At 69.0% G+C, this 26003-nt stretch carries 22 protein-coding genes and 1 riboswitch; of the genes, 12 read left to right on the top strand and 10 right to left on the bottom strand.

From position 1 onward, the window contains the following. Positions 1-8: 8 nt before the first annotated feature. Genes QM841_RS02105 through QM841_RS02095 form a run of 3 tightly spaced genes read left to right on the top strand, consistent with a single transcriptional unit; the run spans position 9 to position 3765 of the window. The gene (locus tag QM841_RS02105; protein WP_105414307.1) at positions 9-542 is read left to right on the top strand and encodes a (2Fe-2S)-binding protein; all 534 of its coding nucleotides are present in this window, start codon (positions 9-11) and stop codon (positions 540-542) included. Continuing rightward, on the top strand, positions 539-2914 hold the full coding sequence (locus QM841_RS02100; protein ID WP_283330736.1) for a xanthine dehydrogenase family protein molybdopterin-binding subunit: 2376 nt from the start codon (positions 539-541) through the stop codon (positions 2912-2914). The genes QM841_RS02105 and QM841_RS02100 overlap by 4 nt, the downstream gene beginning before the upstream one ends. After that, positions 2911-3765 carry an FAD binding domain-containing protein gene (locus tag QM841_RS02095; protein ID WP_283330735.1) on the top strand — a complete coding sequence of 285 codons (855 nt, stop codon included), beginning with the start codon at positions 2911-2913 and terminating at the stop codon, positions 3763-3765. The genes QM841_RS02100 and QM841_RS02095 overlap by 4 nt, the downstream gene beginning before the upstream one ends. Positions 3766-3781: 16 nt before the next feature. Here the strand turns inward: QM841_RS02095 and QM841_RS02090 are convergent, their stop codons facing one another. The 3 genes from QM841_RS02090 to QM841_RS02080 form a co-directional block, all read right to left on the bottom strand. Further along, positions 3782-5113, bottom strand: a complete 1332-nt coding sequence (locus tag QM841_RS02090) for an MFS transporter (protein ID WP_283330963.1) — start codon at positions 5111-5113, stop codon at positions 3782-3784. 206 nt (positions 5114-5319) lie between these two features. Further along, complete coding sequence (locus QM841_RS02085) at positions 5320-5751, bottom strand: Rv0880 family HTH-type transcriptional regulator (protein ID WP_005244136.1); 432 nt, start codon at positions 5749-5751, stop codon at positions 5320-5322. A gap of 33 nt (positions 5752-5784) precedes the next feature. Then, a complete protein-coding gene (locus tag QM841_RS02080; protein ID WP_105414310.1) occupies positions 5785-7239 on the bottom strand; it encodes an NCS2 family permease in 1455 nt (484 codons plus the stop codon). 76 nt (positions 7240-7315) lie between these two features. Between QM841_RS02080 and QM841_RS02075 the strand changes: the two genes are divergently transcribed. Next, positions 7316-7564, top strand: coding sequence for a DUF2530 domain-containing protein (locus QM841_RS02075; RefSeq protein WP_009478020.1), 249 nt, complete (start codon positions 7316-7318; stop codon positions 7562-7564). Here the strand turns inward: QM841_RS02075 and QM841_RS02070 are convergent. From QM841_RS02070 to QM841_RS02060, 3 genes are all read right to left on the bottom strand, one after another. Next, positions 7561-8115, bottom strand: coding sequence for a phosphatase PAP2 family protein (locus tag QM841_RS02070; RefSeq protein ID WP_283330734.1), 555 nt, complete (start codon positions 8113-8115; stop codon positions 7561-7563). The genes QM841_RS02075 and QM841_RS02070 overlap by 4 nt on opposite strands. Further along, positions 8105-10669 (bottom strand): ATP-binding protein, encoded by a 2565-nt coding sequence (locus tag QM841_RS02065; protein WP_283330733.1) that lies wholly within the window; start codon positions 10667-10669, stop codon positions 8105-8107. Before QM841_RS02065 ends, QM841_RS02070 begins: the two co-directional genes overlap by 11 nt. Before the next feature lie 176 nt (positions 10670-10845). Next, positions 10846-11691 (bottom strand): DUF3027 domain-containing protein, encoded by an 846-nt coding sequence (locus QM841_RS02060; RefSeq protein ID WP_280778620.1) that lies wholly within the window; start codon positions 11689-11691, stop codon positions 10846-10848. A gap of 38 nt (positions 11692-11729) precedes the next feature. On the opposite strand from QM841_RS02060, the gene QM841_RS02055 reads away from it, so the two are divergent. The 3 genes from QM841_RS02055 (at position 11730) to QM841_RS02045 (ending at position 14758) form a co-directional block, all read left to right on the top strand. Beyond that, positions 11730-12524 carry a glutaminyl-peptide cyclotransferase gene (locus QM841_RS02055; protein ID WP_283330732.1) on the top strand — a complete coding sequence of 265 codons (795 nt, stop codon included), beginning with the start codon at positions 11730-11732 and terminating at the stop codon, positions 12522-12524. Positions 12525-12595: 71 nt separating this feature from the next. Beyond that, a complete protein-coding gene (locus QM841_RS02050; RefSeq protein WP_280778622.1) occupies positions 12596-14266 on the top strand; it encodes an MFS transporter in 1671 nt (556 codons plus the stop codon). Between the two features lie 6 nt (positions 14267-14272). Continuing rightward, positions 14273-14758, top strand: coding sequence for a DUF2771 domain-containing protein (locus QM841_RS02045; protein WP_283330731.1), 486 nt, complete (start codon positions 14273-14275; stop codon positions 14756-14758). Between the two features lie 60 nt (positions 14759-14818). Here QM841_RS02045 and QM841_RS02040 read toward each other — a convergent pair whose 3' ends face one another. Further along, positions 14819-15229: a cold-shock protein gene (locus QM841_RS02040; protein ID WP_005255275.1), complete on the bottom strand. Its 411-nt coding sequence runs from the start codon at positions 15227-15229 to the stop codon at positions 14819-14821. A gap of 153 nt (positions 15230-15382) precedes the next feature. Here QM841_RS02040 and QM841_RS02035 point away from each other — a divergent pair, with 153 nt between their 5' ends. The 3 genes from QM841_RS02035 to QM841_RS02025 all read left to right on the top strand — a co-directional run bounded on the left by QM841_RS02035 (position 15383) and on the right by QM841_RS02025 (position 17068). Further along, entirely contained in the window at positions 15383-15622 is a 240-nt protein-coding gene (locus tag QM841_RS02035; protein ID WP_280778624.1) for a hypothetical protein, read from the top strand. 30 nt (positions 15623-15652) lie between these two features. Next, complete coding sequence (locus QM841_RS02030) at positions 15653-16030, top strand: YccF domain-containing protein (protein ID WP_280778625.1); 378 nt, start codon at positions 15653-15655, stop codon at positions 16028-16030. Positions 16031-16264: 234 nt separating this feature from the next. Then, positions 16265-16478: riboswitch (cyclic di-AMP (ydaO/yuaA leader) on the top strand. A gap of 8 nt (positions 16479-16486) precedes the next feature. After that, a complete protein-coding gene (locus tag QM841_RS02025; RefSeq protein ID WP_283330730.1) occupies positions 16487-17068 on the top strand; it encodes a transglycosylase family protein in 582 nt (193 codons plus the stop codon). 67 nt (positions 17069-17135) lie between these two features. Here the strand turns inward: QM841_RS02025 and QM841_RS02020 are convergent, their stop codons facing one another. Next, positions 17136-17324, bottom strand: a complete 189-nt coding sequence (locus QM841_RS02020; protein ID WP_025431899.1) for a hypothetical protein — start codon at positions 17322-17324, stop codon at positions 17136-17138. Between the two features lie 60 nt (positions 17325-17384). On the opposite strand from QM841_RS02020, the gene QM841_RS02015 reads away from it, so the two are divergent. Continuing rightward, positions 17385-19703 carry a helicase-associated domain-containing protein gene (locus QM841_RS02015; RefSeq protein ID WP_283330729.1) on the top strand — a complete coding sequence of 773 codons (2319 nt, stop codon included), beginning with the start codon at positions 17385-17387 and terminating at the stop codon, positions 19701-19703. Positions 19704-19849: 146 nt separating this feature from the next. Beyond that, the gene (locus tag QM841_RS02010) at positions 19850-20833 is read left to right on the top strand and encodes an alpha/beta hydrolase (RefSeq protein ID WP_283330728.1); all 984 of its coding nucleotides are present in this window, start codon (positions 19850-19852) and stop codon (positions 20831-20833) included. Positions 20834-20875: 42 nt separating this feature from the next. Here QM841_RS02010 and QM841_RS02005 read toward each other — a convergent pair whose 3' ends face one another. Beyond that, a complete protein-coding gene (locus QM841_RS02005; protein WP_283330727.1) occupies positions 20876-24634 on the bottom strand; it encodes an ABC transporter ATP-binding protein in 3759 nt (1252 codons plus the stop codon). Beyond that, complete coding sequence (locus QM841_RS02000; RefSeq protein WP_283330726.1) at positions 24631-25992, bottom strand: LLM class flavin-dependent oxidoreductase; 1362 nt, start codon at positions 25990-25992, stop codon at positions 24631-24633. The genes QM841_RS02005 and QM841_RS02000 overlap by 4 nt, the downstream gene beginning before the upstream one ends. Positions 25993-26003 lie beyond the last annotated feature (11 nt).

Below are 26003 nucleotides of genomic sequence, written 5' to 3'. Positions count from 1 at the left end.
GAGGCGCAATGCGCATCACTGTCACCGTCGACGGAACGGCATACACGGACGAGGTGGAACCGCGACTGCTCCTCGTCCACTATCTTCGGGACCGGCTCGGCAAGGTCGGCACCGTCATCGGTTGCGACACCGGAAACTGCGGGGCGTGCACCGTTCATCTGAACGGTCACAGCGTCAAGTCCTGCTCGGTGCTCGCCGTGCAGGCCGACGGCGGCGACGTCCTCACCGTCGAGGGCCTGTCCCGGAGCGGGACGTTGCACCCCGTGCAGCAGGCGTTCCGCGACAATCACGCCCTGCAGTGCGGCTACTGCACCCCCGGCATGATTATGCAGACTCTCGACCTGCTCGCCGAGGAACCCGACCCGGACGAGCGGACGGTGCGGCTGGGGTTGGAAGGCAACCTGTGCCGCTGTACCGGGTACCAGAACATCGTCAGCGCGGTGCAGGACGCGGCGCAGCGGTTGCGCGGCGGCGGCACCACCGAAACACCGACGACGGCGGATGCGCCGAAGACCGACACCGCGCAGGGAGGCGTGCGATGACCGCCACCGCGGAACCGGAAATCGGGAAGGCCCGGAAGCGCAAGGAAGACGAGCATCTGGTCACAGGCCGCACCCGTTGGACCGACAACCTGGTGCTGCCGGGCATGCAGCACCTGGCGATCCTGCGCAGCCCGTTCGCCCACGCCCGCATCACCGGTGTCGACGCCTCCGCCGCCCGCGAGATGCCCGGTGTCGTCGCGGTCCTCACCGGCGCCGATCTCGCCGGCGAGCAGGGCAGCCTGCCGTGTGCCTGGCCGATCACACCGGACATGAAGTCGCCGCCCGCGCCGTCCCTCGCGGTCGACGCCGTCAATTTCGCGGGCGAGGCGGTCGCTGTCGTGGTCGCGCGCAGCGCGTACGAGGCGCACGACGCACTCGAGGCGATCGACGTCGAGTACGACGACCTGCCGGTCGTACTCGATCTCGCGGCCGCGGCCACCGACGGCGCCGACCTCGTGCACCCGGATCTCGGGACGAACGTCAGCGCCACCTGGACGTTCGACTCCGCGGAGGCCGGTACCGGAGGCGACGTCGAGCAGGCCATCCGCGACGCCGAGGTACTCGTCGAGCGCACCTTCCGGCAGCAGCGGCTGATCCCGGCGTTCATGGAACCCCGCTCAGTGGTGGTCGACCCGACCGGCGCCCAGATCACCATGTGGTCGGCCACGCAGATCCCCCACATCCTGCGGCTGATGCTGGCGATGACGCTCGACATCCCGGAGCACAAACTGCGCGTCGTCGCCCCGGACGTCGGCGGCGGTTTCGGCGGCAAGCTTCAGGTGACGCCGGAGGAAGTCATCGCGCTGCTCGTCGCGCGGCGACTCGGCAAGCCCGTCAAGTACACCGAGTCCCGCAGCGAATCGATGGTCGCGGCGCATCACGGGCGCGACCAGATCCAGAAACTGACACTGGCCGCCCGCCGCGACGGCACCGTCACCGGAATGAAGGTCGAACTGCTCGCCGACATGGGCGCGTACCTGCGGCTGGTCACCTCGGGGGTGCCGATCCTGGGCGCGTTCATGTTCAACGGCATCTACAAGTTCCCGGCGTATCACTTCACGTGCACCAACGTGTTCACCAACAAGGTGCCCACCGACGCGTACCGCGGGGCGGGGCGCCCGGAGGCGACGTTCGCGATCGAGCGGATGATGGACGAACTCGCGACCGAGTTGTCGATGGATCCGCTGGAATTGCGGGCGAAGAACTGGATCACCCACGAGGAGTTCCCGTTCGACACCGTCGCGGGCCTGACGTACGACTCCGGTAACTACGAGGCTGCCACCGCGCACGCGCGGGAGCTGTTCGACTACGACGGCCTCCGACGCGAACAGGCGGAGCGCCGCGAGCGGAAGGACCCGGTGCAACTCGGCATCGGGGTGTCCACGTTCACCGAGATGTGCGGTCTGGCGCCGTCGCGCACCCTCGGCGCCCTGGCCTACGGGGCCGGCGGGTGGGAACACGCGGCGATCCGGATGCTGCCCACCGGCAAGGTCGAGGTGGTCACCGGTTCCTCGGCGCATGGCCAGGGGCACGAGACCGCGTGGAGCCAGGTGGTCGCGGATCAGCTCGGGGTTCCGTTCGAGGACGTCGAGGTGCTGCACGGCGACACCCAGACGTCGCCGCGAGGCATGGACACGTACGGTTCCCGGTCTTTGGCGGTCGGGGCGATCGCGGTGGTGAAGGCCGCCGAGAAGGTGATCGCGAAGGCCAGGCCCATCGCGGCGCACCTGATGGAGTGCGCCGAGGACGATCTCGAGTTCACCGAGGGCCGGTTCCGGGTGAAGGGCACCGAGAAGGCTGTCGGCATCGCCGATGTCGCGCTCGCCGTGTTCGCCGCGCACGACCTGCCCGAGGGTGTGGAACCGAATCTGGATTCCGAGGCCGCGTACGACCCGGAGAACTTCTCTTTCCCGCACGGCACGCACCTGTGTGCGGTGGAGGTGGACACCGAGACCGGGAAGGTCGGCATCCGCTCCTACGTGTGCGTCGACGACATCGGGCACGTGGTCAACCCGCTGATCGTGGAGGGTCAGGTGCACGGCGGACTCGCCCAGGGCATCGCGCAGGCCCTGTACGAGGAGGCGGTGTACGACGAGTCGGGCACCCTGCTGTCGGGTTCCTTCGCCGAATATCACGTGCCGTCGGCGGCGGACCTGCCGACGTTCACCACGGGTCGCACCGAGACTCCCGCCACCGGTAATCCGCTCGGCGTCAAGGGCGTCGGTGAAGCGGGGACGATCGCGTCCACCCCGGCCGTCGTCAATGCCGTCCTCGACGCCGTCCGCCAGTTCGGGGTGCGTGACGTCGAGATGCCGTGTACGCCGATGCGGGTCTGGCATGCCATCCGCACCGCTCAGGGAGGTGCCCAGTGATTCCGTCGAGCTTCGATTACGTGTCCCCGACCTCCGTCGAACAGGCGGTGGCGGCGCTCGCCGAGGCCGGGGAGGACGCCAAGATACTCGCGGGCGGTCAGAGCCTGCTGCCGGTGCTACGGCTGCGGTTGTCTTCGCCGAGCACCCTCGTCGACCTGGGCCGGATCGGTGAGTTGCGCGGCGTCCGTGACGACGGGGACAGCATCGTGATCGGTGCGATGACCACGTACTACGACGTGATCCGCGACCCGCTCGTCCACGAGCACGCGCTGCTGCTCGTCGAGGCCACCCGCACCGTCGCCGATCCGCAGATCCGGCACCGCGGCACGCTGGGTGGTGCTCTGGCGCATGCCGATCCGGCCGGTGACCTGTGCGCGCCCGCGCTGGCACTCGACGCCACCCTGACCGCCGTGGGTACCGCGGGCAGGCGGAGCATCCCGGTCGCGGACTTCTTCGAGGGCTACTACACCACCACGCTGCGACCGGACGAGATCCTCGTGGACGTGCGGGTTCCCAAGCACACCGGCTGGGAGGCGCGGTACGAGAAGTTCAACACGGTCGCGGAGGCCTGGTCGATCGTGGCGGTGGCCGCGACGATCCAGGTCGACGGCGGCATCATCCGGCAGGCCCGGGTGGCGCTGACCAACATGGGGGCCGTGCCGGTGCGGGCTCGCGGTGTCGAGGACGCGCTCGTCGGCAATGCCGCCGATCCCGAGCTGATCCGGGCGGCGGCCGAACACGCCGCCGAGGGCACCGACCCGATCACCGATGGCAACGCCGACGCCGAGTACCGCAGCCACCTCGCGAGAGTGCTGACCCGGAGGGCGGTGGCGACGGCGGTCGGCGTCTGAACGGTTCCGGCAGCCGTCAGGGCCGCGGGTCGCGGCTCGCTTCCACGGCCTGCTCGGTGGCGTCGCAGACCACCACGGGGTGTGGTTCGAGAACGTTGTGCAGTTCGATCACCGGGAGGTAGCGGCCGGCGTCCGGTCTGCGTACTTTCAGTCGCACTCGTTGGTGCCGCATCAGGTAGAGCGCTGCACCGATGCCGCTGACCAGGGAGATCGCGCCTCCGATCACGAGCGGGGCGCGGGGGTCCAGGACGTCGGCCAGCCATCCCAGAACGGGACTGCCCAGCGGGGTGCCGCCGAGGAAACAGAGCATGTAGATGCCCATCACCCGGCCGCGCATCTCGGACGGCACGGACATCTGCAGGATGTTCATCGCCGCCGTCGTGAACGTCAGCGTCAGCGCGCCGGTCGGGACGAGCATGATCGCGACCAGCACGTAGGTGGGCATGAGTCCCACCAGGATCTCGAAGGCCCCGAATGCGGCCGCGGCCCCGAGGAAGGTGCGCAGCCGCGGCGGGGTCTTGCGTCTCGCGGCGATCGTGGCGCCGGCGAGTGTGCCCACGGCGAGAGTCGTCGACAGCAGTCCGTAGGCGTCCGCGCCGCGCTCGAACGTGTTGCGGGCGAGCACGGCGAGACTGATCGGGAAGTTCAGCCCGAACGTCGACACCATGAACACCGCCACCATCAGCACCCGCAGGTCGGTGCGACCCCACACGTAACGGAAACCCTCGCGTACCTGCCCTTTCCCGCGTTCCGCCTGGGGTGCCGTGAACAGTTCGCGGGTGTTCATCATCAGCAGGGCGATCAGCACACCGGTGAACGTGCCCACGTTGAGCAGGAACACCCACCCCGTGCCGATGAGGGTGATCAGCACACCGGAGATCGCCGGGCCGATGATGCGAGCGGTGTTGAACGTCATCGAGTTCAGGGCGATGGCATTGGGCAGCGACTCCTTGCCGACCATCTCGATGGTGAACGACTGCCGCGCCGGCGCGTCGATCGCCGACGCGCAACCCAGCAGAAACGCGATGAGGTAGACGTGCCACAGGGCCACCAGCCCGCCGACGTCCAGCAACCCGAGCACCAGTGCGCACAACGCCATCGACACCTGCGTCGCGATCAGGATGCGCCGCTTGTCGTACCGGTCGGCGAGCACGCCGCCCCACACGGACAGGAACAGGGTCGGACCGAACTGCAGTGCCATCACGATGCCGACCGCGAGCGCGTTGCCATTCGACAACGTCAGGACGAGCCAGTCCTGCGCCACCCGCTGCATCCAGGTTCCGACGAGGGAGACGATCTGCCCCGACGCCCACAGCCGGTAGTTCCGGGTGCGGAGAGCGACGAACATGCCGGTCTTCGGCTGGGCTGAGGCGGTGGACTCGGATTCGGGCGGCACACATCCATCTTGCTCCCGGGCCCCGCGCGCCATCGACCGGCCCTGGGAGAGATCTTTCCGGATGTCGGCTACGTTCTCCGGCAACGGGTTTCCCTGCACCGCGGGGTGCGGGCAGTCGAATGCCGTTGTACGGGTGGGGACTGCAGGCAGCCTTCGGGCTACTCCGAGTCGGCGACGATGGACGTGATGATGCCGACTGCGTCGCGGAGGGTCTTCAGCTGAGCCTCGTCGAGCCCGGACAGCCGCTCGTTCATCCACGCCTCGCGGGCGTGGGTCTCGTCGGCGATCAGGGCGTGACCGGCATCCGACAGCGTGACGATGATCTGCCGTCCGTCGGTGGGATGCGGTGCCCGCTCGACCAGCCCCAGTTCGACCAGCGACGCGATGACCCGGGTCATCGACGGCGGCTGCACCTTCTCCCGAGCCGCGAGATTGCCCGGCGTCATGGCGCCGTCGCGGGCAAGGGTGGCCAGGGCCGACAGCTGGGTCAGCGATACCTGGGCGTCGACGCGACGCCCACGCAGGTGACGCGTGAGGCGCACGACAGCCAGGGAAAGGTCACTGGCGAGTGCTCGCGTATCCGTGGTCACGGGAATGACAATACGGGACCGATCGGCCGCCGTTTACGTTACTGCGTCGGTGATCGGACCGACCGCGAAGTAGGCCACGAAGAGAAGCGCCACCACCCACATCAACGGGTGAATCTTCTTGATACCACCGCTCGCAGCATTGAGCACGACCCACGACACGAATCCGACGCCGATGCCGTTGGCGATCGAGTACGTGAACGGCATGACGGCGATGGTGAGGAACGCGGGCAGCGCGATCGAGAACTGGGTGAAATCGATGTCGCGGACCTGACCGATCATCATCGCGCCCACCACGACCAGTGCCGGCGCGGCCGCCTCGATCGGCACCACCGAATACAGCGGGGTCAGGAACATCGCGGCCAGGAACAGCAGTCCCGTCACCACATTCGCGAGTCCGGTGCGGGCGCCCTCGGCGATACCCGAAGCGGATTCCACGAACACTGTGTTGGACGACGCCGACGCGCCGCCACCGACGATGGCGCCGGTGCCCTCGACGACCAGGGCCCGTCCGATGTTGGGCAGGTTGCCGTCCTCGTCGGTGAGGCCCGCTTCCTTGCCGAGCCCGGTCATCGTGCCCATGGCGTCGAAGAAGTTGGCGAGCACCAGCGTGAACACCAGCAGGCTGGCCGCGAGTACGCCGATGCGGGTGAACGCGCCGAAGATGCTGACGTCGCCGACGAGGCTGAGATCCGGAAGTTCCGCCAGCACATCGGGTGCGGCCGGGACACTGAGGTTCCAGCCGTAGGGGTTCACGCCCAGCGACGGTCCGACACCGGCGACGGCCTCGATGATCGCGGCAAGCACGGTGGTGACGACGATGCCGATCAGCAGACCGCCGCGCACCTTGCGCACCACCAGGACACCCATCAGCAGCACACCGAACACGAACGTCACGGTCGGCCAGGAGGAGATCGATCCGTTGATGCCCAGGCCGACGGGGACGGTGGTGCCCGCGGCGTCCGGGATGCGCCGCACGAACCCGGCGTCGACGAGACCGATGAACGCGATGAACATGCCGATACCGGCGGCGATGGCGGATTTGAGCTCGGCCGGAATGGCATTGAAGACGGCCGTCCGGAATCCGGTGAGCGCCAACACGACGATGATGACACCGTCGATCACCACGAGGCCCATCGCCTCGGGCCAGGTGACCTGCGGCGCGATGGTGACGGCGAGAAGACTGTTGATGCCGAGGCCCGCCGCGATCGCGAAGGGATAGTTCGCGACGACCCCGAAGACGATGCTCATCAGTCCCGCCACCAGGGCGGTGACCGCTGCCACCTGGTTGACGGGGAGGATGTTGCCGAGGACGTCGGTCTTCGCGACGGCGTCGTCGGCGGAGAAGCTGCCGAGGATGAGCGGGTTCAGCACCACGATGTATGCCATTGCGACGAACGTCACCACTCCGCCGCGAATCTCCGCGCCTACCGTCGAACCACGCTCGGTGATCTTGAAGTAGTTGTCGAGCAGTTTCGGAGCAGCACCCATTGTTCAGTCCCCATCGCCAGAAGTCGCGCGTCGCCCTTGGAGATTAGGGCACCACGGCGAGGGTAGCGTTCATTCGGTGAACGAATCCGCAGATCGCCCACCCCTCACTCAGCGCCTCGCCGACCCGCGACCTGCGCTGATACTGGGAACGCTGGCGTGGGCGGTCGCGATCGTCGTGGTGATCGTCACGGGCGACCGGTGGTCGGATGCGCTTCCGACGTGTATTGCGGGGGTTGTCGTCGGATTCCTCGGCTACGGACTGTTCGCGTTGCAGCGGCGGGCGGCCCGGCGCGGCAGCCGCGGGGCACAGCAGGGACTGCTCTAGATCTCGCTCGAGGTCAGGGCCCGGCGGGGCCGGGTACGGGTCAGCAGGATCCAGAACGCCGCCCACAGCGCGCCGAACGCCCACCCGGCGAGGACGTCGGTCATCCAGTGCGCGGCGAGGTAGACACGCGACAGCCCCACTGCCAGCGTGTACAGCACCAGCAGGAAGACCAGCGCGATCCGGACGTGCCCCACCAGCACGACCCGGAGGGTCACGGCGACGAGAACGCTGGCGAGGATCGCGGTCATCATCGCGTGACCGGACGGGAACGAGAACGTCGAGATCTCCACCAGCCGATCGGGCAGTGGCGGGCGTTGCCGCTCGAACAGATTCTTGAGCGTGGTCATCACGGCCAGACCCGACAGCATCGCGCCGGCCACGAGGACGGCTTCGCGCCGGCGGCCCTGGAGCAGGAGGGTCGTTGTCAGGACGGTGGACACGATCCAGGCCGCGACCGTTCCGCCGCTGTGCGTGACGACGGTGACGACGTCGATCAACCACGGTGTGCGATCCCCGACGGCGCTGTCGAGCACGCTCTGGTCAAACGACACCGGCGCCCCACGTGCCTTCGGCCCACGACTCGGAGCAATGGGTGGTCCCCTGCTCGTCCACCCACCACGGGACCGCGATCTCGGTGTCGATCGCGCCCGTGAGCTTCACCGTGAGCCGGGGATGGACGACGACGGGCCCGTGCGGCAGGTCGCGGCCGAGTGCGGCGAAGGCGAGCACGGCGGCGGGTTCGCGATCCCACGAGGATTCACGGCCGGAACCGGTGACGGTGCCGCGGATGGCCGCGGACGCGAGGGGGAGGTCCAGCAGATCGGCGAGTGCCTCAGCGGTGTCCAGGCTCCCGACCACCAGGCGCGCACGCGGCACCGCGGCGGCCAGCCACGGTGCGTCCAGCACCAGGGCGTCGCCGGGGTCGACGAGTGCGCCCGTCAGGCCGCGCACGTGTTCGGGCAGGTGCAGGTCCTCGAGGTCGAGAAGATGTGCGGCCGCGGCGGCCGCGAGCAGGCTGTGTGCCCGCGCGATCACCGCGGGACTGGGTTCACGGTCCGGGTCGGCCAGTCGATCCAGGAGTAGCTGTGCGAGTTCGGGAGAGTCGACCGTCGACGGCGCCAGGGCCGCCGCGAACACGGCGGACTCCGGGTGCTCGACGGGGTCGAGCAGTCCGGCAAACGTCGCGTCGGACGGATCGCGGAGCAGACCGAGCACCTGACCGTCCAACTCTGCATTGTGACGCAGCCACCAGGCCGTGTACCCGGCGCGGTCGGCCAGCAAAGGACGCGTCGACTGGTCCCGGGCGAGCATCGTCAGCGCCTGCGGCCAGCGGTCCTCGTCCACCAGGTCCAGGTCGCGCACCGCCCCGATCTCGTCGGGGTCGTCGTCGAGTGTGTCCCACCAGCGGTCCTCGTCGTCGAGGTCGTGATCGGGACCGGTGGGGAGTTCGGCGCGGAGCACGGTGAAACCCCAGCCGACGCCCACCGCGCGGAGGGCGTCCTCCCCCACCCGCTCGGCGAACGCGGCGTCCACGGACGTGAACGGTGAATCGTCCACCAGGACGTCGGCGAGAGGCGCACCGGGCAACAGCAATTCGTCCGCACCGCGCAACTCCCCGTCGACATCCGGGAGGGGCAGCTGTCCGAGCCACGACGGCAAGGTGCCGGGATCGACGCGCCCGGCGAGTGCGAGCACCGCGGTCGACAGTTCTTCGGCCGCCGCCGCGTCGTCGGGGTCGAGGTCCTCGATCTCGGCCCGCAACGCCGGATCCGAGAGCAGGTCGACGGCGGTGGCGGTCTTCGCGCCGAGCCGCGACAGCAGCGGGTGCGCGGCATCCGGGTGGACGAGCCGCGTCCAGTCGACCCCCAAGACACCGTCGATGTCGTGGCCCAGCAACACCGTTCGCGGACCGGTCACCGTGCGGCCGTCGGACAGCGGCACCGGGATCGATGCCAGTTCCTCCGCCGCGAGGGCGTCGACGGCCAGCGGTTCGAGCGCCGCATACAGGCGATGCCACCAGGACGGTGTCCGTTCGATGCCACTGAGAAGTTCGGTGAGGCGCGCCAGGCCGAGCCGGTGGGCGTCGACGGCGGCCAGCGCGGGCGCCCAGCGCGGCCCGGACAGATCCGGGACGACGAGGCCGTCGACGATCTCGGTGAGGAGTTCGGCGAGTTCGTCGGTGAGCCCGGGGACCACGGACGCCCGAACCGGGGCCTTGTTCGTGCCGCCGACGGTCGGCAGCCAGGGCTGCTCCCGGAGTTCGGTGACGAGATGGTCCCGCAACGCCGAGTCCACCTCGCTGCGCGCGAACGCGGGAACGGGAACCAGCGACAGTCGCTGCCCGGGCGGCACCGCGGCCACGAACTCGGCGTAACCGGACGCCAACTCGGCGATCGCGGCGCCGGGCAGGATGCGCCTGCGGTCGGGTTGCATGGCGATGTCCGCGACGAGGATCGCGGGTATCGACAGTTCCTCGTCCGACCGGGTGGGCGCGCGCAGGACGTCCTCCGTGACGGGTGAGACGACGCCGTCGCGGACCGGGACGAGCCAGCGTGCGCGCCCGGACTCGTACTGCCACCAGCGGTCGTCGCCGATCGCGACCTCGGTCAACCCGGAATCGAGTGGCCGTTCGCGGCGGCGGAACTGCTTGTCGCCCACGGTGATCGAGACGAGCGCCGGCAGTTCGAGCAGAAGGTCGGGCGCCTCGCGGGCCATGTAGGCGAGCAGCGATTCACCGTCCACGTCCTCGCGCAGCGTCAACACGACTTCCGACGCCGCGCCTGCGGCCGGGCGGGTTTCCGTCGGCCACGCCAGCCGCAGGGCAGGCACGTCCGCTCCCGGGTCCGCACCGTCGAGTTCCCGCAGCTCCGACCTCGTCCGTTCCGCGGAGAACAGCACCGAACCGGACGTCGACCGCAGTTCGACCTCGTCGCTCACCGACAGCACCGCCGTGAAACCGACACCGTACCGGCCGACGGTCGTGCCGGACTTGCTCGACGCCCGCAACGCGACCAGCGCCTGGACTCCCGGCTCGTCCAGCGGCGTGCCCGTGTTGGACACGCTCAGGACGCGTCCGTCGAGTTGCACGGACAGCTCGCCGGGCACTTCGGCGCGAGCTGCGGCGTCGGCCGCGTTCTGCGCCAGCTCGGTGAGGAGCCGGTCGCGGTAGCCGGCGCGGGCCAGATCGGATTCGGCCGCCGCATCCTCCCGCAGACGGGTCGGGGACGTTCGCCACGCCAGAAGCGTCGAATCCCTCAGGGCGGCGGTGCCAAAAGGATCGGCTAGCTGGTCGATGCGGATTCCTCGGCCTCGGTGACCTCGGCAGCAGCTTCGGGCTCGTTCTCCGTTTCGGCGACGGCCCGCTCGACTACCTCGACGGCGCCGTCGTCGTAGGCGTCGAATTGCGGCGAACCGGCACCCGTCGGCAGCAGGGTGTCGGAGTGGGCGCCGCAACCGTAGGCCGCGTCGACCACGTGCCCGTCGGCGGCCATCTCGTTGCCGCACACCCCGAACGACGCGTGCAGCGAACCGGCGAGCGGAAGGTAGAAGCCGCACAGCCCGCACGTCGACGGCGCGGCCTTGGCCATCTCGGAATCGGGGCCGTAGTCGCCGTCGTGCCAGCGTTCGGCAGCGTCGACGCGGCCTTCGAGGCTCATCACCTGCTTGCGGCCCAGGCCGAGTTCGAGGGCGGTCTCGTCGATCTCGGGGTCACCCGTCGCCACATAGCCCGGGACGAGGCGGGGGTCACCGGCCGGCGGTGCCAGCAGATCGCCCGCGGACAGATCGCCGGGGCGAATGCGCTGGTCCCACGGGATCCACTCGGGTGCGACCAGCGCATCGGGTCCGGGGAGGAGGGCGAGTTCGCTGACGGTGGCATGGTCCGCTTCGGGATCGGCAGCCACCACCACGGCCCACTGCCAGCCCCGGTAGCCCGGAAGGTCCGCAACGAAACGGTGAGTCGCGGCGCACGCGTCCTCGGACGTGACGCCCAGGTAGTCGCCGACTCCCCCTTCCTGCAGTTCGACCAAGGCGGTTCGGGCGAGCTCGACGGCGTCGGTCAGTACGGGACGCGCCACTGCGCGCTCGTCGGAAGAAGCAACACTCACACCACCAGTTTGCCGCACCACCGCAAGTGCGTGCCCACCTGGGCTGTCATGCTGGTCCGATGACCGGCCGGAGGCACCTCGTCCCAGCCCTGCTCGCGGTGGCGTGGATGGTCACCGCGTGCTCCCCGCAGAGTCCCGTGGCGGCGGGCGCGTCCGGTGCGGACCTTCGTGTGGAGATCGTCCGCACCCTCGACCACGACCCGAATGCGTTCACCCAGGGACTCGAGATCGACGGCACCGAATTGCTCGAGGGCACCGGCCGGCCCGGTGAGTCCTGGGTGCAGGCCACCGACCTCGACAGCGGCACCGTCCGGACGCGCGCGGAACTGCCGTCGCCCCTGTTCGGCGAGGGCATCACGGTGAGCGGCGACACGGTCTGGCAGCTGACGTGGCGTGACGGGGTTGCCGTCGCCCGCGATCGCGCGACACTCGCCGAACAGCGGCGCGTCCCGTTCGACGGCGAAGGGTGGGGCATCTGCGCCTTGCCCGACGCACTGGTCACGAGCGACGGCTCACCCACCCTCACGTTCCGCGACCCGGTCACGTTCGAACCACGGCGCACCGTGCAGGCGGTGCGGGACGGAAACCTGCTGGGCCGCCTCAACGAACTCGAATGCGCGGACGACGCAGCCATCTACGCCAACGTCTGGACCACCGACACCTTCGTCCGCATCGATCCCTCGGACGGGCGGGTCACCGCGGAGATCGACGCCTCGGCCGTCCGCGACGCGCTCCCGCCCGGCCCGCGGGACGTCGACGTCCTCAACGGCATCGCGCAGATCCCGGGAACGGACCGCTTCCTCGTCACCGGAAAGTACTGGCCGCGCATGTTCGAGGTGCGGTTCGTTCCCTGACAGGCCGATCTGACCAGCATTGGCCGGGGTTGCTGTGGTCGCATGTCTCCCGACTAGGACAGAATTAGGGAGTGACCGGACCGCGCGAACCCTACGAGCCTGACGGCGGTCGGGCTCCTGACGAGAATTCCGGGCCCCCCGTTCATCCCGGCTACGACAAATACCCGCCCGCCGCACGCTCGGGAGGTCGACGCACGCCGCTCCCTCCCCTCCATCCGGTCGGCGGCGGGCAGCGTCCCCGTTCCGACGAGGAACGGGCCGACGCCCCCAAAGCGCCGCCGATGCCGCGCAAGCTCACCGTCACCCGGGTCGCGGCGATGCGCAGCCGGGAACTCACCAACAAGGGCATCGCGACGTTCCATCGCGCGGCCAAGGCGGACGGCGCGGACAAGTCGGGGCTCACCGCGCTGACCTACGCGGTGATGGCCAACAACGCGACCGACGCGGCCATCGCCGTCGCCCTGGCGAACACCCTGTTCTTCTCGGCCGCGACGGGCGAGGACAAGACGAAGGTCGCGCTGTACCTACTGATCACCATCGCCCCGTTCGCCGTCATCGCTCCGCTGATCGGTCCGATGCTCGACCGGCTTCAGCACGGCCGTCGCGTCGCGCTGGCCACGTCGTTCGGTCTCCGGACAATCCTGGCAATCGTTCTCGTCTTCAACTTCGACAGCTGGGTGCTGTATCCGGCCGCGCTCGGAATGATGGTGCTCAGCAAGTCGTTCTCGGTGCTCAAGAGTGCGGTCACACCACGTGTGCTGCCACCGGAGATCGACCTGGTGCGGGTCAACTCCCGGCTCACCGTGTTCGGACTGCTCGGCGGAACCATCGGTGCCGGCGCCCTCGCGGGTGGTCTCGCGATGGCCACCGGGTCCGTCGGCGCGCTGTGGCTGGCGGCGGTCATCACCGCCCTCGGCGCGTACCTCAGCATGCGGATCCCGTCGTGGGTGGAGGTCACCGAGGGCGAGGTGCCCGCCACCCTCACCTACCACGGCGACGAGCACCCGACCGAGGTGCTGGGCCGCACCCGCGTGCTGCAGGCCGAAGCCGCGGCCACCGCGAAATCCGGTAAACGCAGGCAACCGCTGGGCCGCGCGGTCATCACCGGACTGTGGGGAAACAGCACCATCCGCGTGCTCACCGGGTTCCTCACGCTGTACATCGCGTTCGTCGCGAAGTCGAAGACCGACCACGAGCCGCTGGTGCAGGCCGCCATGCTCGGCCTGGTCGGCGCCGCCGCAGGCATCGGCAACTTCGCAGGCAACGCCGCGGGCGCCCGGATCAAACTCGGCCGCCCCGCCCTCATCGTGCTGCGCTGCACGGGCGCCGTGTGGATCATCGCGGTTCTCGCCGCGATCACCGACAATCTGCTGACCGCCGCCCTGGCCACCCTCGTCGCGTCGGCGGCCAGCGCCCTGGCCAAGGTGTCGCTGGACGCGTCGCTGCAGCACGACCTCCCCGAGGAATCGATCGCGTCCGGATTCGGCAGATCCGAGACGGTTCTGCAGCTGAGCTGGGTCGTGGGCGGCGCGCTGGGCGTACTGCTGCCCACCGAGTACTGGATCGGGTTCTCGGTCGTGTCCGCCGTCATGACCATCGGGCTCGTCCAGACCGTCCTCACCTACCGCGGCAGCACCCTTCTGCCCGGACTCGGCGGAAAACGCCCCGACCTGGCCGAACAAGAAGTGACCGAGCCCCACTCGACCCACCGGGCCGACCGATCGACAGGAAATGTGACGTAAGTGAGAATGCAGGCGCGAACCAAGAAGATCCTGGCACTGATCGTGGTGGGCCTGATGGTGGTCCTGGTGGCCTTCGTCGGAGTCCTGTACGCACTGGTCCGCAACTCCTCGCCCCGCCTGCCCGAGATCACCGCCTTCGCGCACAACCGGGCCGAGCAGATCCCCCCGCTGGCGTACTGCAACCTGTATCTCGAGGACTGCACAACCGGCGACCTCGCCGAACTCGACGTGCCACCCGGCTCCTCGCTGCAGCTGTCGCTGCCACAGGAGATCGTCGACGCGCCGTGGCGCATGCTCGTCGTCTACCAGGACGCGTCGGGGCAGGTCCTCGTCCAGGAACAGGCTCACCGCGCCGGTGAGACCCGCGCCGTAACCGTGCCGTCCTCGGAAGACCTGCAGCTGGCCGGCGTCGAGATCCAGCTGCCGTCCGCCGTCATCGACGAGCAGGGGCTCACGCAGGCCCGGGCAGCCTGGTCGATCAAGACCGCCTGACACGACACACGAAGAAGGCCCCTGCGCCGAAGCGCAGGGGCCTTCCCGTTGTCCGTCGAATCAGCTGTCGAGCTCGCGCGCGACGGCGCGGACCACCTCGGAGATGCGCTGGGCGGTCTTGCGGTCCGGGTACTTGCCCTTGCGCAGATCGGGCTGGACCTTCGCCTCGAGCAGCGTGATCATGTCCTCGACCATGCCGTGGAGTTCGTCCGGCGTGTGCTTCTTGGCGGACGGCTCCTTGCGTGCGGCGTTCTGACGCAGCGACGGCGCCGGGTCGAGCACCTTCAGGCTCAGAGCCTGGGGGCCGCGTCGACCGGCGGCCATGCCGAACTCGACGCGCTGACCGGCCTTGAGGCCCTCGACGCCCTCGGGAAGAGCGGACGAACGCACGTAGACGTCCTCCCCTTCTTCCTGCGACAGAAAGCCGAAGCCCTTTTCGACGTCGTACCACTTCACCTTGCCGGTCGGCACCGCGTTCACCCGCTCATCACTTGGAGTGCAGTTGGTTGCACTTGGTATGCAAAACAGCGCGCCCCACCTCTGGTGCGGGACGCGCAGTACCCACAGTCTACCTTGCAGAGACCCCCTCCGGCATCCGGGTTTCCAGGCACTATCGTTGCTGGTGTGGCCCACGAACCGACTCCTTCGAGCACTCCTCAGACACCCCGGAGGGGCGACGGACTCCTGCGCGTCGCACTCGCCCTCTTCGCGGTCGGCTTCGTCGCGATCGTGGCGATCTTCCTGACCCCGGTGCTCTCCGATTCCGAACCGGGCCTCGTTCTCTATCTCATCGCCCTCGCGTGCCCGATCGGATTCCTCCTCGGAATCGTCGCGGCACTGAGGCAGGGCAGACGCTCGCGCTAACACACCCGACCACCGACCGAGGGGACGATCATGAGAATTCTGCTCAACATCATCTGGCTGATCTTCGGCGGTCTGTGGCTGGCGCTGGGGTACTTCGTCGCCGGAATCCTGTGCTGCATCCTGATCATCACGATCCCGTTCGGCATCGCGTCGTTCCGGGTCGGCGTCTACGCGCTGTGGCCGTTCGGGAAGACCGTGGTCGACAAGCCGACGGCAGGTGTGGCCTCGCTGATCGGCAACGTCATCTGGTTCGTCATCGCCGGTCTGTGGCTCGCGATCGGGCACGTCGTGACGGCAATCGCCATGGCGATCACGATCATCGGGATCCCCCTCGCGGTCGCAAATCTGAAGATGATCCCCATCTCGCTCATGCCCCTCGGCAAGGACATCATCGACGCTCCCCAGTGATGTGAGCTTACTCACATAACGGCCCGGTAACGGAAGGGCAACGGCTCGGCGATACGCACGTCTTGTCGCCACTAGCTGGGAAGAGTCCCTGCGCGCCCAATGGGGCCCCGCAACAGGCGAAGACACTCCGCGTTATCAAATGGTGACACTGCGGCCTCGGCCCGTTACCGTCGTCACCGGCCGAGGAAACATCGGCCACATCCGGCCCGCCGCGCCAAACCTCGTCCCGCGGGTACCGGAGTCCCGACGAAGCATTCCAGGGACGAGGACGGGGGACCCAAAGTCCTCCAGGGAACGCAAGTTCTCAGACGGACACCGGCCCGAATGTGCCTCGCACACTCGGATCTTGGGGTGAAGCCAGACCCTCTCCAGCCAGGAGAGGCGAGGCCGGGCGACCTCTCAGCCCGAACCCGACAGCTGACCTCGCAGGCGCGTGTGGAGAGGATCTCGACCACTATGAGCGGACGCCATCGCAAGCCCACCACCACCGGCCGCACCGTCGCCAAGGTCGCCGTCACCGGCGCCATCATGGGCGTCGCCGGAGCAGCCTTCTCGGGCACCGCGAACGCGGCACCCGACTCCGACTGGGACCGCCTCGCGCAGTGCGAGTCCGGCGGAAACTGGGGAATCAACACCGGAAACGGCTTCCAGGGTGGACTCCAGTTCTCCCCGAGCACCTGGAACGCACACGGTGGAACCCAGTACGCGGCCAGCGCCAACCAGGCCTCGCGTGAAGAGCAGATCGTCGTCGCCGAGAAGGTCCTCGACTCCCAGGGCTGGGGCGCATGGCCGTCCTGCTCCTCGAGCCTCGGCCTGAGCAGCGCACCCACCCAGCGCACCGCCCCCGCAACCGTGCCCGAGGCCCCCGCGGCGCCGGCACTCCCCGACCTCACGGGCGGCGTCCCCAGCACCAACGGCACCTCGCAGTACGCCGGTGTCGTCGACAACGCGATCGAGGCCGTCAAGGCTCAGGGCATCGCGATCGATCCCCAGATCCTGCAGCTCATCGACGCGAACAAGGGACTGCTCCCGCAGTAATCCCCCGCGATTCACACAAGAGGGGCCCTGCACCGATCCGGTGCAGGGCCCCTCTTGTGTCGTCGGGTCAGCGGTTGATCACGGTGTGCGGATGCGCGTACGGCAGCGAGTCCGCCGGCAGCGGGAACTCGGTGTCCTCGCCGAACGGGGACAATCCGCCCGCACGGCTCGACGACAGTTCGGTCACGGCGCTATCTCCATCGGCGGTTTCGGGCCACCCTGGATCCACGTACTGCTTCTTCGAATTGTTAGCCACGGTGCCATTTTGACAGGAGCATTCGGCGACGTACAGCCCAGGTCTCTAATCTGATAGTCGATGACCGACACCGACGACGCCACCGCGAGCACCAACGGCACCGCTGCCTCCCCGCGCGGCGCCGCGACCCTCGCGGACTGGCTGGCCGCGCGCAGCGACGCCGAACTGACGGATCTGCTCCGCAAGCGACCCGACCTGGCGGTTCCACCGCCTGCCACGATCGTCGTCCTCGCCGGCCGCGCCGAACAGCGGGCATCGGTGGCCCGCGCGGCCGACAACCTGACGTCGCTGGACTTCGGCATCCTCGAACTGCTGGCGCTCGAACGGGCCGACGAGGTCGCCGTGCCGCGGGCCACCCTGCAGGACGCGGTGGGGTCGCGGGCGACGAAGAAGTCCGTCGACGCCACGCTGGACGGTCTGCGGTCCGTGGGGATCGTCTGGGGGGACAAGACGTCGCTGCGCATCGTTCCCGCTGTCGTGGCCACCATCCCGTGGCGGGTCGGACGCAGCGCCGAACCCGTCGAGACGCTGGACGAACCCGGGATCACGGCCGCGCTGGCCGGACTGCAGAGCGTCGAGCGGGACATCCTCGAGACCCTGTCGAAGTCGAGTTCGATCGGACGCACCCGGGACGCAGCCCCCGGAACACCCCCCGACCGTCCCGTGCAGCGACTCCTCGCCGCCGGGCTGCTGCGGTGGATCGACGACGAAACCGTCGAACTGCCCTATCAGGTGCGGCAGGTCCTGCGCGGGGAGGCCGTCTTCGACCCCACGTCGCTGGCCGCTCCCACCGTGACGGGCCGCAAGCACAAGCCGGCCGACATCAACGCCGCCGCGGCAGGCGAGGCGCTCGAACTGGTTCGCCACTGCGAGGACGTCGTCAAGGCTCTCGGCGAGATCCCGGCGCCCGCCCTGCGGGCAGGTGGGCTCGGTGTCCGCGAACTGCGCCGCATCGCCAAGACGTCCGGCATCGACGAGAACCGGCTGAGCCTACTCGTCGAACTACTCTCCGCCGCGGGACTGATCGCGAGCGGCACCCCGGATCCGGCGCCGACGTCCGACAGCGGGGAGAACTACTGGGCCCCGACCACCGCGGTCGACAACTGGCTCACCGCGCCGGTCGCCCGGCGGTGGCACGCTCTGGCCGCCGCATGGCTGGAACTGCCGCGCATGGCGTGGTTCATCGGCATGCGCGACGCCAACGACAAACCGGTCGCCGCGCTGTCCGAGGAGGTGCGCGCGCCGTCCGCGCCGCGCGACCGGCAGGCGATCCTCGGACTGCTGGCGGAGTTGGGCAGCGGCCACTCCGCGGGTCCGGCGGAGGTCAGCCGACTGCTGGCGTGGCGTCGCCCCCGCTGGGGTGCCCGGTTGCGGGTCCACGCGGTCGAACGCACCCTCGACGAGGCCGCGACGCTCGGACTCGTCGCCCGCGGAGCGCTCAGCTCCCCCGGACGCGCACTGCTCCACGGCGGTGACGCCGAGGCCGAGATGCACGCGTCGCTGCCCGAACCCGTCGACCACGTCCTCGTCCAGGCCGACCTCACCGTCGTCGCCCCCGGACCTCTGACTCCGGACCTACTGGAGCAGATCACCCTGGTCGCGGACATCGAGTCCGCCGGTGCGGCGTCGATGTACCGGATCAGCGAAGACAGCGTCCGGCGTGCCCTCGACGTCGGGATGACGGCCGCCGAACTGCACAGCCTCTTCGCGACCCGGTCGCGCACACCCGTCCCGCAGTCGCTGTCGTATCTGATCGACGACGTCGCGAGGCGGCACGGGCGGCTCCGGGCCGGGGTCGCGGCGTCCTTCGTCCGCTGCGAGGACCCCACCCTGCTCGCGGAGGTCCTGGCGTCGCCGGTGGCCGCAACTTTGGCCCTGCGTGCGTTGGCTCCGACGGTGGCGGTGTCGCAGGCACCGCTGCGGGAAGTACTGGGCGAACTGCGGGCGGCCGGTTTCGCGCCCGCAGGCGAGGACTCGTCCGGCGCACTGGTCGACCTGCGCCCCCGCGGCGCCCGGGTCGTGACCCGGCGCAAGGCTCCCGCCGGCCGCACCCCGGCCGTCGCCACGGCCGCCCAACTCGACGCGGTCGTCCGGACTCTCCGCGCGGGCGACCTGGCCGCGTCGGCCCGGGGATCCGGCAGCATCCGCTCCGACGGGTCGCGGGCCAGTAGCGCCGCGACCATCGCCCTGCTCAACGCGGCGGCGCGGGAACGCACCAGCGTGACCATCGGTTACGTCGACGCTCAGGGTGTGGCGACGCACCGCATCGTCGATCCTGTGAGCGTCGGCGGCGGCCAGCTCGACGCGTTCGACCCGGCGAGCGGCGCGGTCCGGCGGTTCACCCTTCACCGCATCACGTCCGTCGCCCGCGTCGACTGACCCGTGAGTACTTGTTAACCACAGGCGGTTAACAAGTACTCACGGGTCAGATAACGATTCTGCGCAAACGCCGAGGAATTCCGGGACGCGCAATACCGTGATGCTGGTATGTACCTGGCCGGGGACGACTACCAGGAGGCAGAATCGTGATTGTCACAGCAACGAAGCCGTCACAAAGTTGGTTACGAGGCGTCGTCCGGCTGATGGTTGCCGTGGTGATCCTGCCGCTGGCGTTCGTCCTCGTCGGCGTCGGAACGGCCTCGGCGGACCCGTACAGCCGTCTGCGTGAGCACTGGGTCGACGCACCCGGCGGGGTCGGGCAGATCAAGGTGCGGATGTGGCTCGCGAACAACGGCAGCAACAAAGCCCTCTACCTCCTCGACGGCCTCCGCGCGACCAACGACGTCAGCGGGTGGGAGCACGAGACGAACGCCGCGTGGCTGTCCGACCACGGGATCACCGTCGTCGAACCGGTCGGCGGACAGTCCAGCTTCTACACGGACTGGTACGCGCCCAGCAACACCAACGGTCAGCCGTACACGTACAAGTGGGAGTCGTTCCTCACCCAGAACCTGCCCGACTTCCTGGCGAACAATTACGGCATCAGCCGCACCAGCAACGCCATCGCCGGACTGTCGATGGGCGGCAACGCGGCGTTGATCCTCGCCGCATACCACCGCGACCAGTTCACGTTCGCCGGGTCGATGTCCGGGTACCTGAACCTGTCGGCCCCGGGCATGCGTGAGGCGATCCGTATCGCGATGCTCGACTCCGGCGGTTACAACGCCGACTGCATGTGGGGACCGCCGTGGGATCCGGCGTGGCTGCGCAACGACCCGTTCGTCGCGGCGCCCCTCATGCGCGGGCTGCCGATGTGGATCTCGGCGGGCGCCGGCCTCCCCGGCCCGCACGATCAGCCGCAATCCGCCATCGACGTCTTCAACGTCGGAACCGGTATGGGTCTCGAGGCCATCGCGCTGGCCCAGAACCGTGCCTTCCAGGTGCGGCTCGACACCCTCGGCATCGGCGCGCACTACGACTTTCCGGCGACGGGAACCCACAGCTGGGGCTACTGGCAGGACCAGCTGTGGGCCATGCTGCCGATGATGAAGGCGTCGATCGGCGCCTGACCGTGGCCTCCGGCCCCGTGAGTACTTATTAACCACCCGCGGTTAATAAGTACTCACGGGCGGCGAAGCCGCATAGGCGTCCCAGAGTTCCCGGTAGACACCGCCCCGGTCGAGCAGCTCGTCGTGTGTTCCGACTTCCGCTACCCGTCCGCCGTCGAGGACCACTACCCGGTCGGCTCGCGCCGCGGTGCTCAACCGGTGCGCCACGACGACGGTGGTGCGCCGCCGGGACAGGTTCTCGGTCGCGAGCCGGACGCGGTCCTCGGTGGCCAGGTCCAGTGACGCCGTGGCCTCGTCCAGCAGCAGGATGTCGGGGTCCACCAATTCGGCGCGGGCGAGTGCCAGCAACTGGCGTTGTCCGGCCGACAGGTTGCGCCCGTGCTCCCCGATCGGCTGCAGGTATCCGAGGGCGAGGCCGGACACCATCTCGTGGGCCCCGACGGCTCGGCTGGCGGCCTCGACCTCCGCGTCGGTCGCGTCCGGGCGCCCGTAGGCGACGGCGTCGCGGACGGTGGCGCCGAACAGGTGCGGCTCCTGCGGTACGACTCCGAGTCGCTGCCGGAACGACGCGAGGTCGAGTGACCGGGTGTCGATACCGTCGACGCGCACCGCACCCTGCGTGGGGTCGTAGAACCGGGCGAGCAGCTTGAGCACCGTCGACTTGCCCGCGCCGGTTTGACCGACGAGGGCGACCGTTTCGCCCGGTTCGATGCGAAGCGCCACCCCTCGCAGCGCCTCTCCCTTGCCGGATTCGTACGCGAAGTGGACGTCGTCGAACACGATGCCGCCCTGGAGGCGGTCGAGGACGATCGGATCGCCCGCCTGGGGCGTGGTGGTCGGGGTCCTCATCAGCCCCCGCAGTCGACCGAGTCCGATCACCGCCTGCTGGTAGCCGTCGAACACCTGCGAAAGCTGTTGTACGGGGGCGAAGAACAGTTCGACGTAGAGCACGAAGGCGATCAGGGTGCCGACGGTGAGGGTTCCGCCGTGGATCCGTGCCGTCCCTGCCGCGAGCACCAGCCCGGTCGCGACCACCGACAGGAACTCGACGAACGGAAAGTACAGGGCCATGTACCGCTGGGCCCGTAGCCGCGACTCCCGGAAGTCCCAGGCCCGCCGGGCGAACTGGGCCGCGTTGTAATCCTCGCGCCGAAATGCCTGGGTGACGCGGATATTCGTCACGTTCTCCTGCAGGTAGGCGTTGACTATCCCGACGCGATCACGCGCCTCCGCGTAGGCGGGCACGGACTTTCGGCGGAACACCACCGTGGCCGCGACGAGGACGGGCACCACGAGGACCAGCACGAGGGCCAGTTCCGCGTCGATCACCAGGAGTGCCACCAGCACACCGGAAATCGTCAACCCGCTCACCACCGCCGTCGCCAGACCTGTCTGCAGGAAGTTGGACAGGCTGTCGACATCGGTGGTCATGCGTGTCATGATCCGGCCGGCCAGTTCTCGCTCGTAGTACTGCAACCCGAGCCGCTGCAGCTGCGCGAACGTCTTGACCCGCAACGTGTACAGCAGCCGTTCGCCCGTCCGCCCGGTCACCCGCGCCTGGGCGATGTTGACGGCCCAGTCCAGCAGCACCACCAGAATGGTCGCGGCCGCCGCGAGGAGCAGCAGGTCGCGGGCGCCTTGCAGCACTCCCCGGTCCACCCCGGTACGGACGAGCACCGGCACCGCGATCTGAGCGACGGCGTCCAGCCCGACGAGCGCCAAGCCTGCGACCAGCGGCAGGAGGAGCGGACGCAGCAGTGAGCGGAGTCCGAACGCCGGGTCGGCGGCCCGGGCCTCGTCCGCGGCGACGTCGGGGTCTCCCGTGAGTGGCGGCAGGTCGTCGAGCCGAGCCATTACTTCGGGGCTGGGCGGCGCCGACGAGAGGATGCCGCCCGACGCGCCTCCGCGCGACGGCCCACTGGCACCCGCGGCTGCGGTCGCGAAAGCCGCTGCGGCTCTGGCATCGAACACCCCGGAAGCCTCGTCGCCGTCCTCCCGGCGCCACAGTTCGGCGGTGACACCGTCGACGTCCGGTGGCTCGTTCGACGTGTCCGGAGCGGTCACGTCGTCCGCGCTCGACAGCAGCGCACGGAACAGGGGGCACCGCTCGTCGAGTTCGGCGCTCGTGCCCACATCGACGATGCGCCCGTGCGCCAGGACCGCGATGCGGTCGGCCAACGCGAGCGTCGACCGGCGATGCGCAATGATCAGCGTGGTCCGTTCGCTGGTCGCGACGCTCAGTTCGTGGTGAATGGCCGCCTCGACACGGGCGTCGACCGCCGATGTCGCGTCGTCGAGCACCAGAATCCGCGGATCGGTCACCAATGCGCGGGCGAGCGCGATCCGCTGCCGCTGCCCACCCGACAACGTCACCCCCTGCTCCCCCACGACGGTGTCGAGGCCGTCCGGCAGTGCGTCGACGAATTCCTCCGCCTGCACCACGCGGAGCGCCTCACGCACCAGTGCCTCGTCGGCATCCGGCCGGCCGTAGGACACGTTGGCGCGGATCGTCTCGGACATCAGGTAGCTGTCTTCGAAGACGACGCCGAGCGCGGAGCGCAGCGAGTCGAGCGACAGCCGGCGGGTGTCGATCCCCCCGACGGTGACCGCACCCGCGTCGACGTCGTACAACCGCGGAACAAGCATGGCCAGAGTCGATTTCCCTGATCCGGCCGCGCCGACCACCGCCACCGTCTCGCCGGGTGCGATCCGCAGGGACAGTCCGTCGAGGAGGCGATTCGACGGGTCGTATCCGAAGGCCACGTCGTCGAACACCACCTCGAGGGAACCGCGCGGCAAGTCCACGGCGCCGGGTGGGGTCGTGACGGCGGGGGCGTTGTCGATCACCTCGCGGACGCGCTCGACGCTGGCCCGGCCCTGTTGGCTCACGGTCAGCAGCGTGGCGAGCTGACGCACGGGCGAGGCGAACGACGCCAGGTACGTGGTGAAGGCGACGAACGTGCCGAGCGACAGCGTGCCGTGCAGCGCCAGCCATCCTCCGAGTGCCAGGACGAGTGCCTGCCCCAGCATCGGGACCGCTTGCAGTGCAGGGTTGTACCGGCTGGTCAGCCGTGCGACGCGCAGCCGGGAACGGAAGAGGTCCCCTGCCCGCTTCTCGAGGTCTTCGAGTTCGCGGCTTTCCTGGCCGAATCCCTTGACGACGCGCACCCCCGTGACGGCGGCTTCGACTCCCCCGGCCACGATCGCCGCCTGTTCCTGGGCATGCCAATTGGCGGGGAACAGGTCGACGCGGCTGCGCATCGAGATGAACCACAACGCAGGCAGGACGGCCAGGGCGACCAGGGTGAGGATCGGCGACAGCACGGCCATCACGGCCAGGGAGATCGCGAACATCAGCAGGTTCCCTGCCATGTGCGGCAGTAACTGCAGGAGCATCTGGATCAGCGTGATGTCCGAGATCGACCGGCTGACCACCTGCCCGGTCTGCAGTCCGTCCTGCTTGACGCCGTCCAGCCGCAGCAGGGACCGGAAGGCGTCGCCCCGCAGGTCGTACTGCACTCCGAGGGACAGCTGCCCGGAGCGGTACCGTCGCGTGTATGCGGCGGCGAAACGGAGCGATGCGAGGGCGATGAGCACCGCGATCCACGGCGCCAGTGCGTGATTCGTGTCGACCGCGGCATTGTCGATCACGTGCCGGACGGCCAGCGGAATGGTGGCGGTGGCCGCGGCGGCCACCGCCGCCGCGCCGTACGCGAGAACGAGATTACGGCGTTGGCGCAGACAGTACCCGAACAGGTACCGCAGCCAGCCGACGTTCTCCCCCGAAGCTTCCGTCGTCACTGCGCAGACACCAGCGTGGAATCCTTCTCGACCGCAAACTGATTGGCGGGTCGCGGCAAACCGTAGTGCCCGCGCAGTGTGGTCTCGGTGTAGTCGGTGCGGAAGAGTCCGCGCTCCTGCAGGATCGGGACAACGGAGTCGACGAACTTCTCCAGCCCGGACGGAAGGACCGCGGGCATGATGTTGAAACCGTCGGCGGCGCCGTTCCGGAACCAGTACTCGATCGTGTCGGCCACCTGGAGTGGGGTGCCCGCGAACGTGCGGTGACCGCGACCACCACCGAGTCGCCCGATCAGCTGCCGGACGGTGAGCTTCTCGCGGCGGGCGAGGTCCACGATCAGCGTGTACCGGCTCTTCGCACCCTCGATGTCGTCCTCGGACGGCAAGTCCTCGGGGAGTTCCTCGTCGAGCGGGAGCTGCTCCGGTTCGAGATTGAACCGCTGTGCCAGCTGCTTGCGGGCGTATTCCGGCGAGATCAACCTCTCCAGTTCGGCCTCGAGCTCGCGGGCCTCCTCTTCGGTGTCAGCGATGACCGGCACGATGCCGGGCAGGATCAGTACCTGCTCGGGGTCCCGGCCCACTTTCGCGACACGGTCCTTGACGTCCGCGTAGAACGCCTTCCCCTCGTCGAGAGTGGGCTGGGCGGTGAAGATGGCCTCCGAGTACCGGGCGGCGAAATCCTTTCCGTCCTCGGACGACCCGGCCTGCACGAGCAGCGGATATCCCTGCGGCGACCGCGGCACGTTGAGGGGTCCCCGCACCGTGAAGAACCGGCCCTCGTGTTCGATGACGTGCACCTTGGCGGAGTCGGCATGGATCGCGACGTCCTTGTCCGCGACGATGGCGTCGTCCTCCCAGCTGTCCCACAGCTTGGTGGACACCTCCACGAACTCCGCGGCCCGCTCGTACCGGCTCCGGTGCGCGGGGGTGTCGTCGAGACCGAAGTTCTGCGCCGCATCGGCGCCGGCCGTGGTGACGATGTTCCAGCCGGCGCGTCCACCGCTGACGAAGTCGAGGGACGCGAACCGCCGCGCCAGGTTGTACGGCTCGTTGTAGCTGGTCGACGCGGTCGCGATCAGGCCGATCTTCTCGGTGGCCGCGGAGATCGCCGTGAGGATGATCGTCGGCTCCAGCTTGCCGCTCGGCCTGCGTTCCGGATTGCTGAACAGCACCGGGCTGTCGGCGAGGAACACCGAGTCGAATTTTCCGCGTTCGGCGGTCTGCGCCAACGAGATGTAGTGCTTGATATCGAGATTGGCGTTCGGATCGCTCTCGGGCAGGCGCCAGGCGGCCTCGTGGTGTCCGATCGCCATCAGGAATGCGTTGAGATGCAGCCGGCGCTGGGGTGACGAACTCATGGTGTAACTCC

Source organism: Rhodococcus sp. IEGM 1307 (genome assembly GCF_030056915.1).
GTDB lineage: Bacteria > Actinomycetota > Actinomycetes > Mycobacteriales > Mycobacteriaceae > Rhodococcus_F > Rhodococcus_F opacus_D.
The sequence above is the reverse complement of the archived record's forward strand: the minus strand, read 5'-3'. Positions and strand labels throughout refer to the sequence as shown.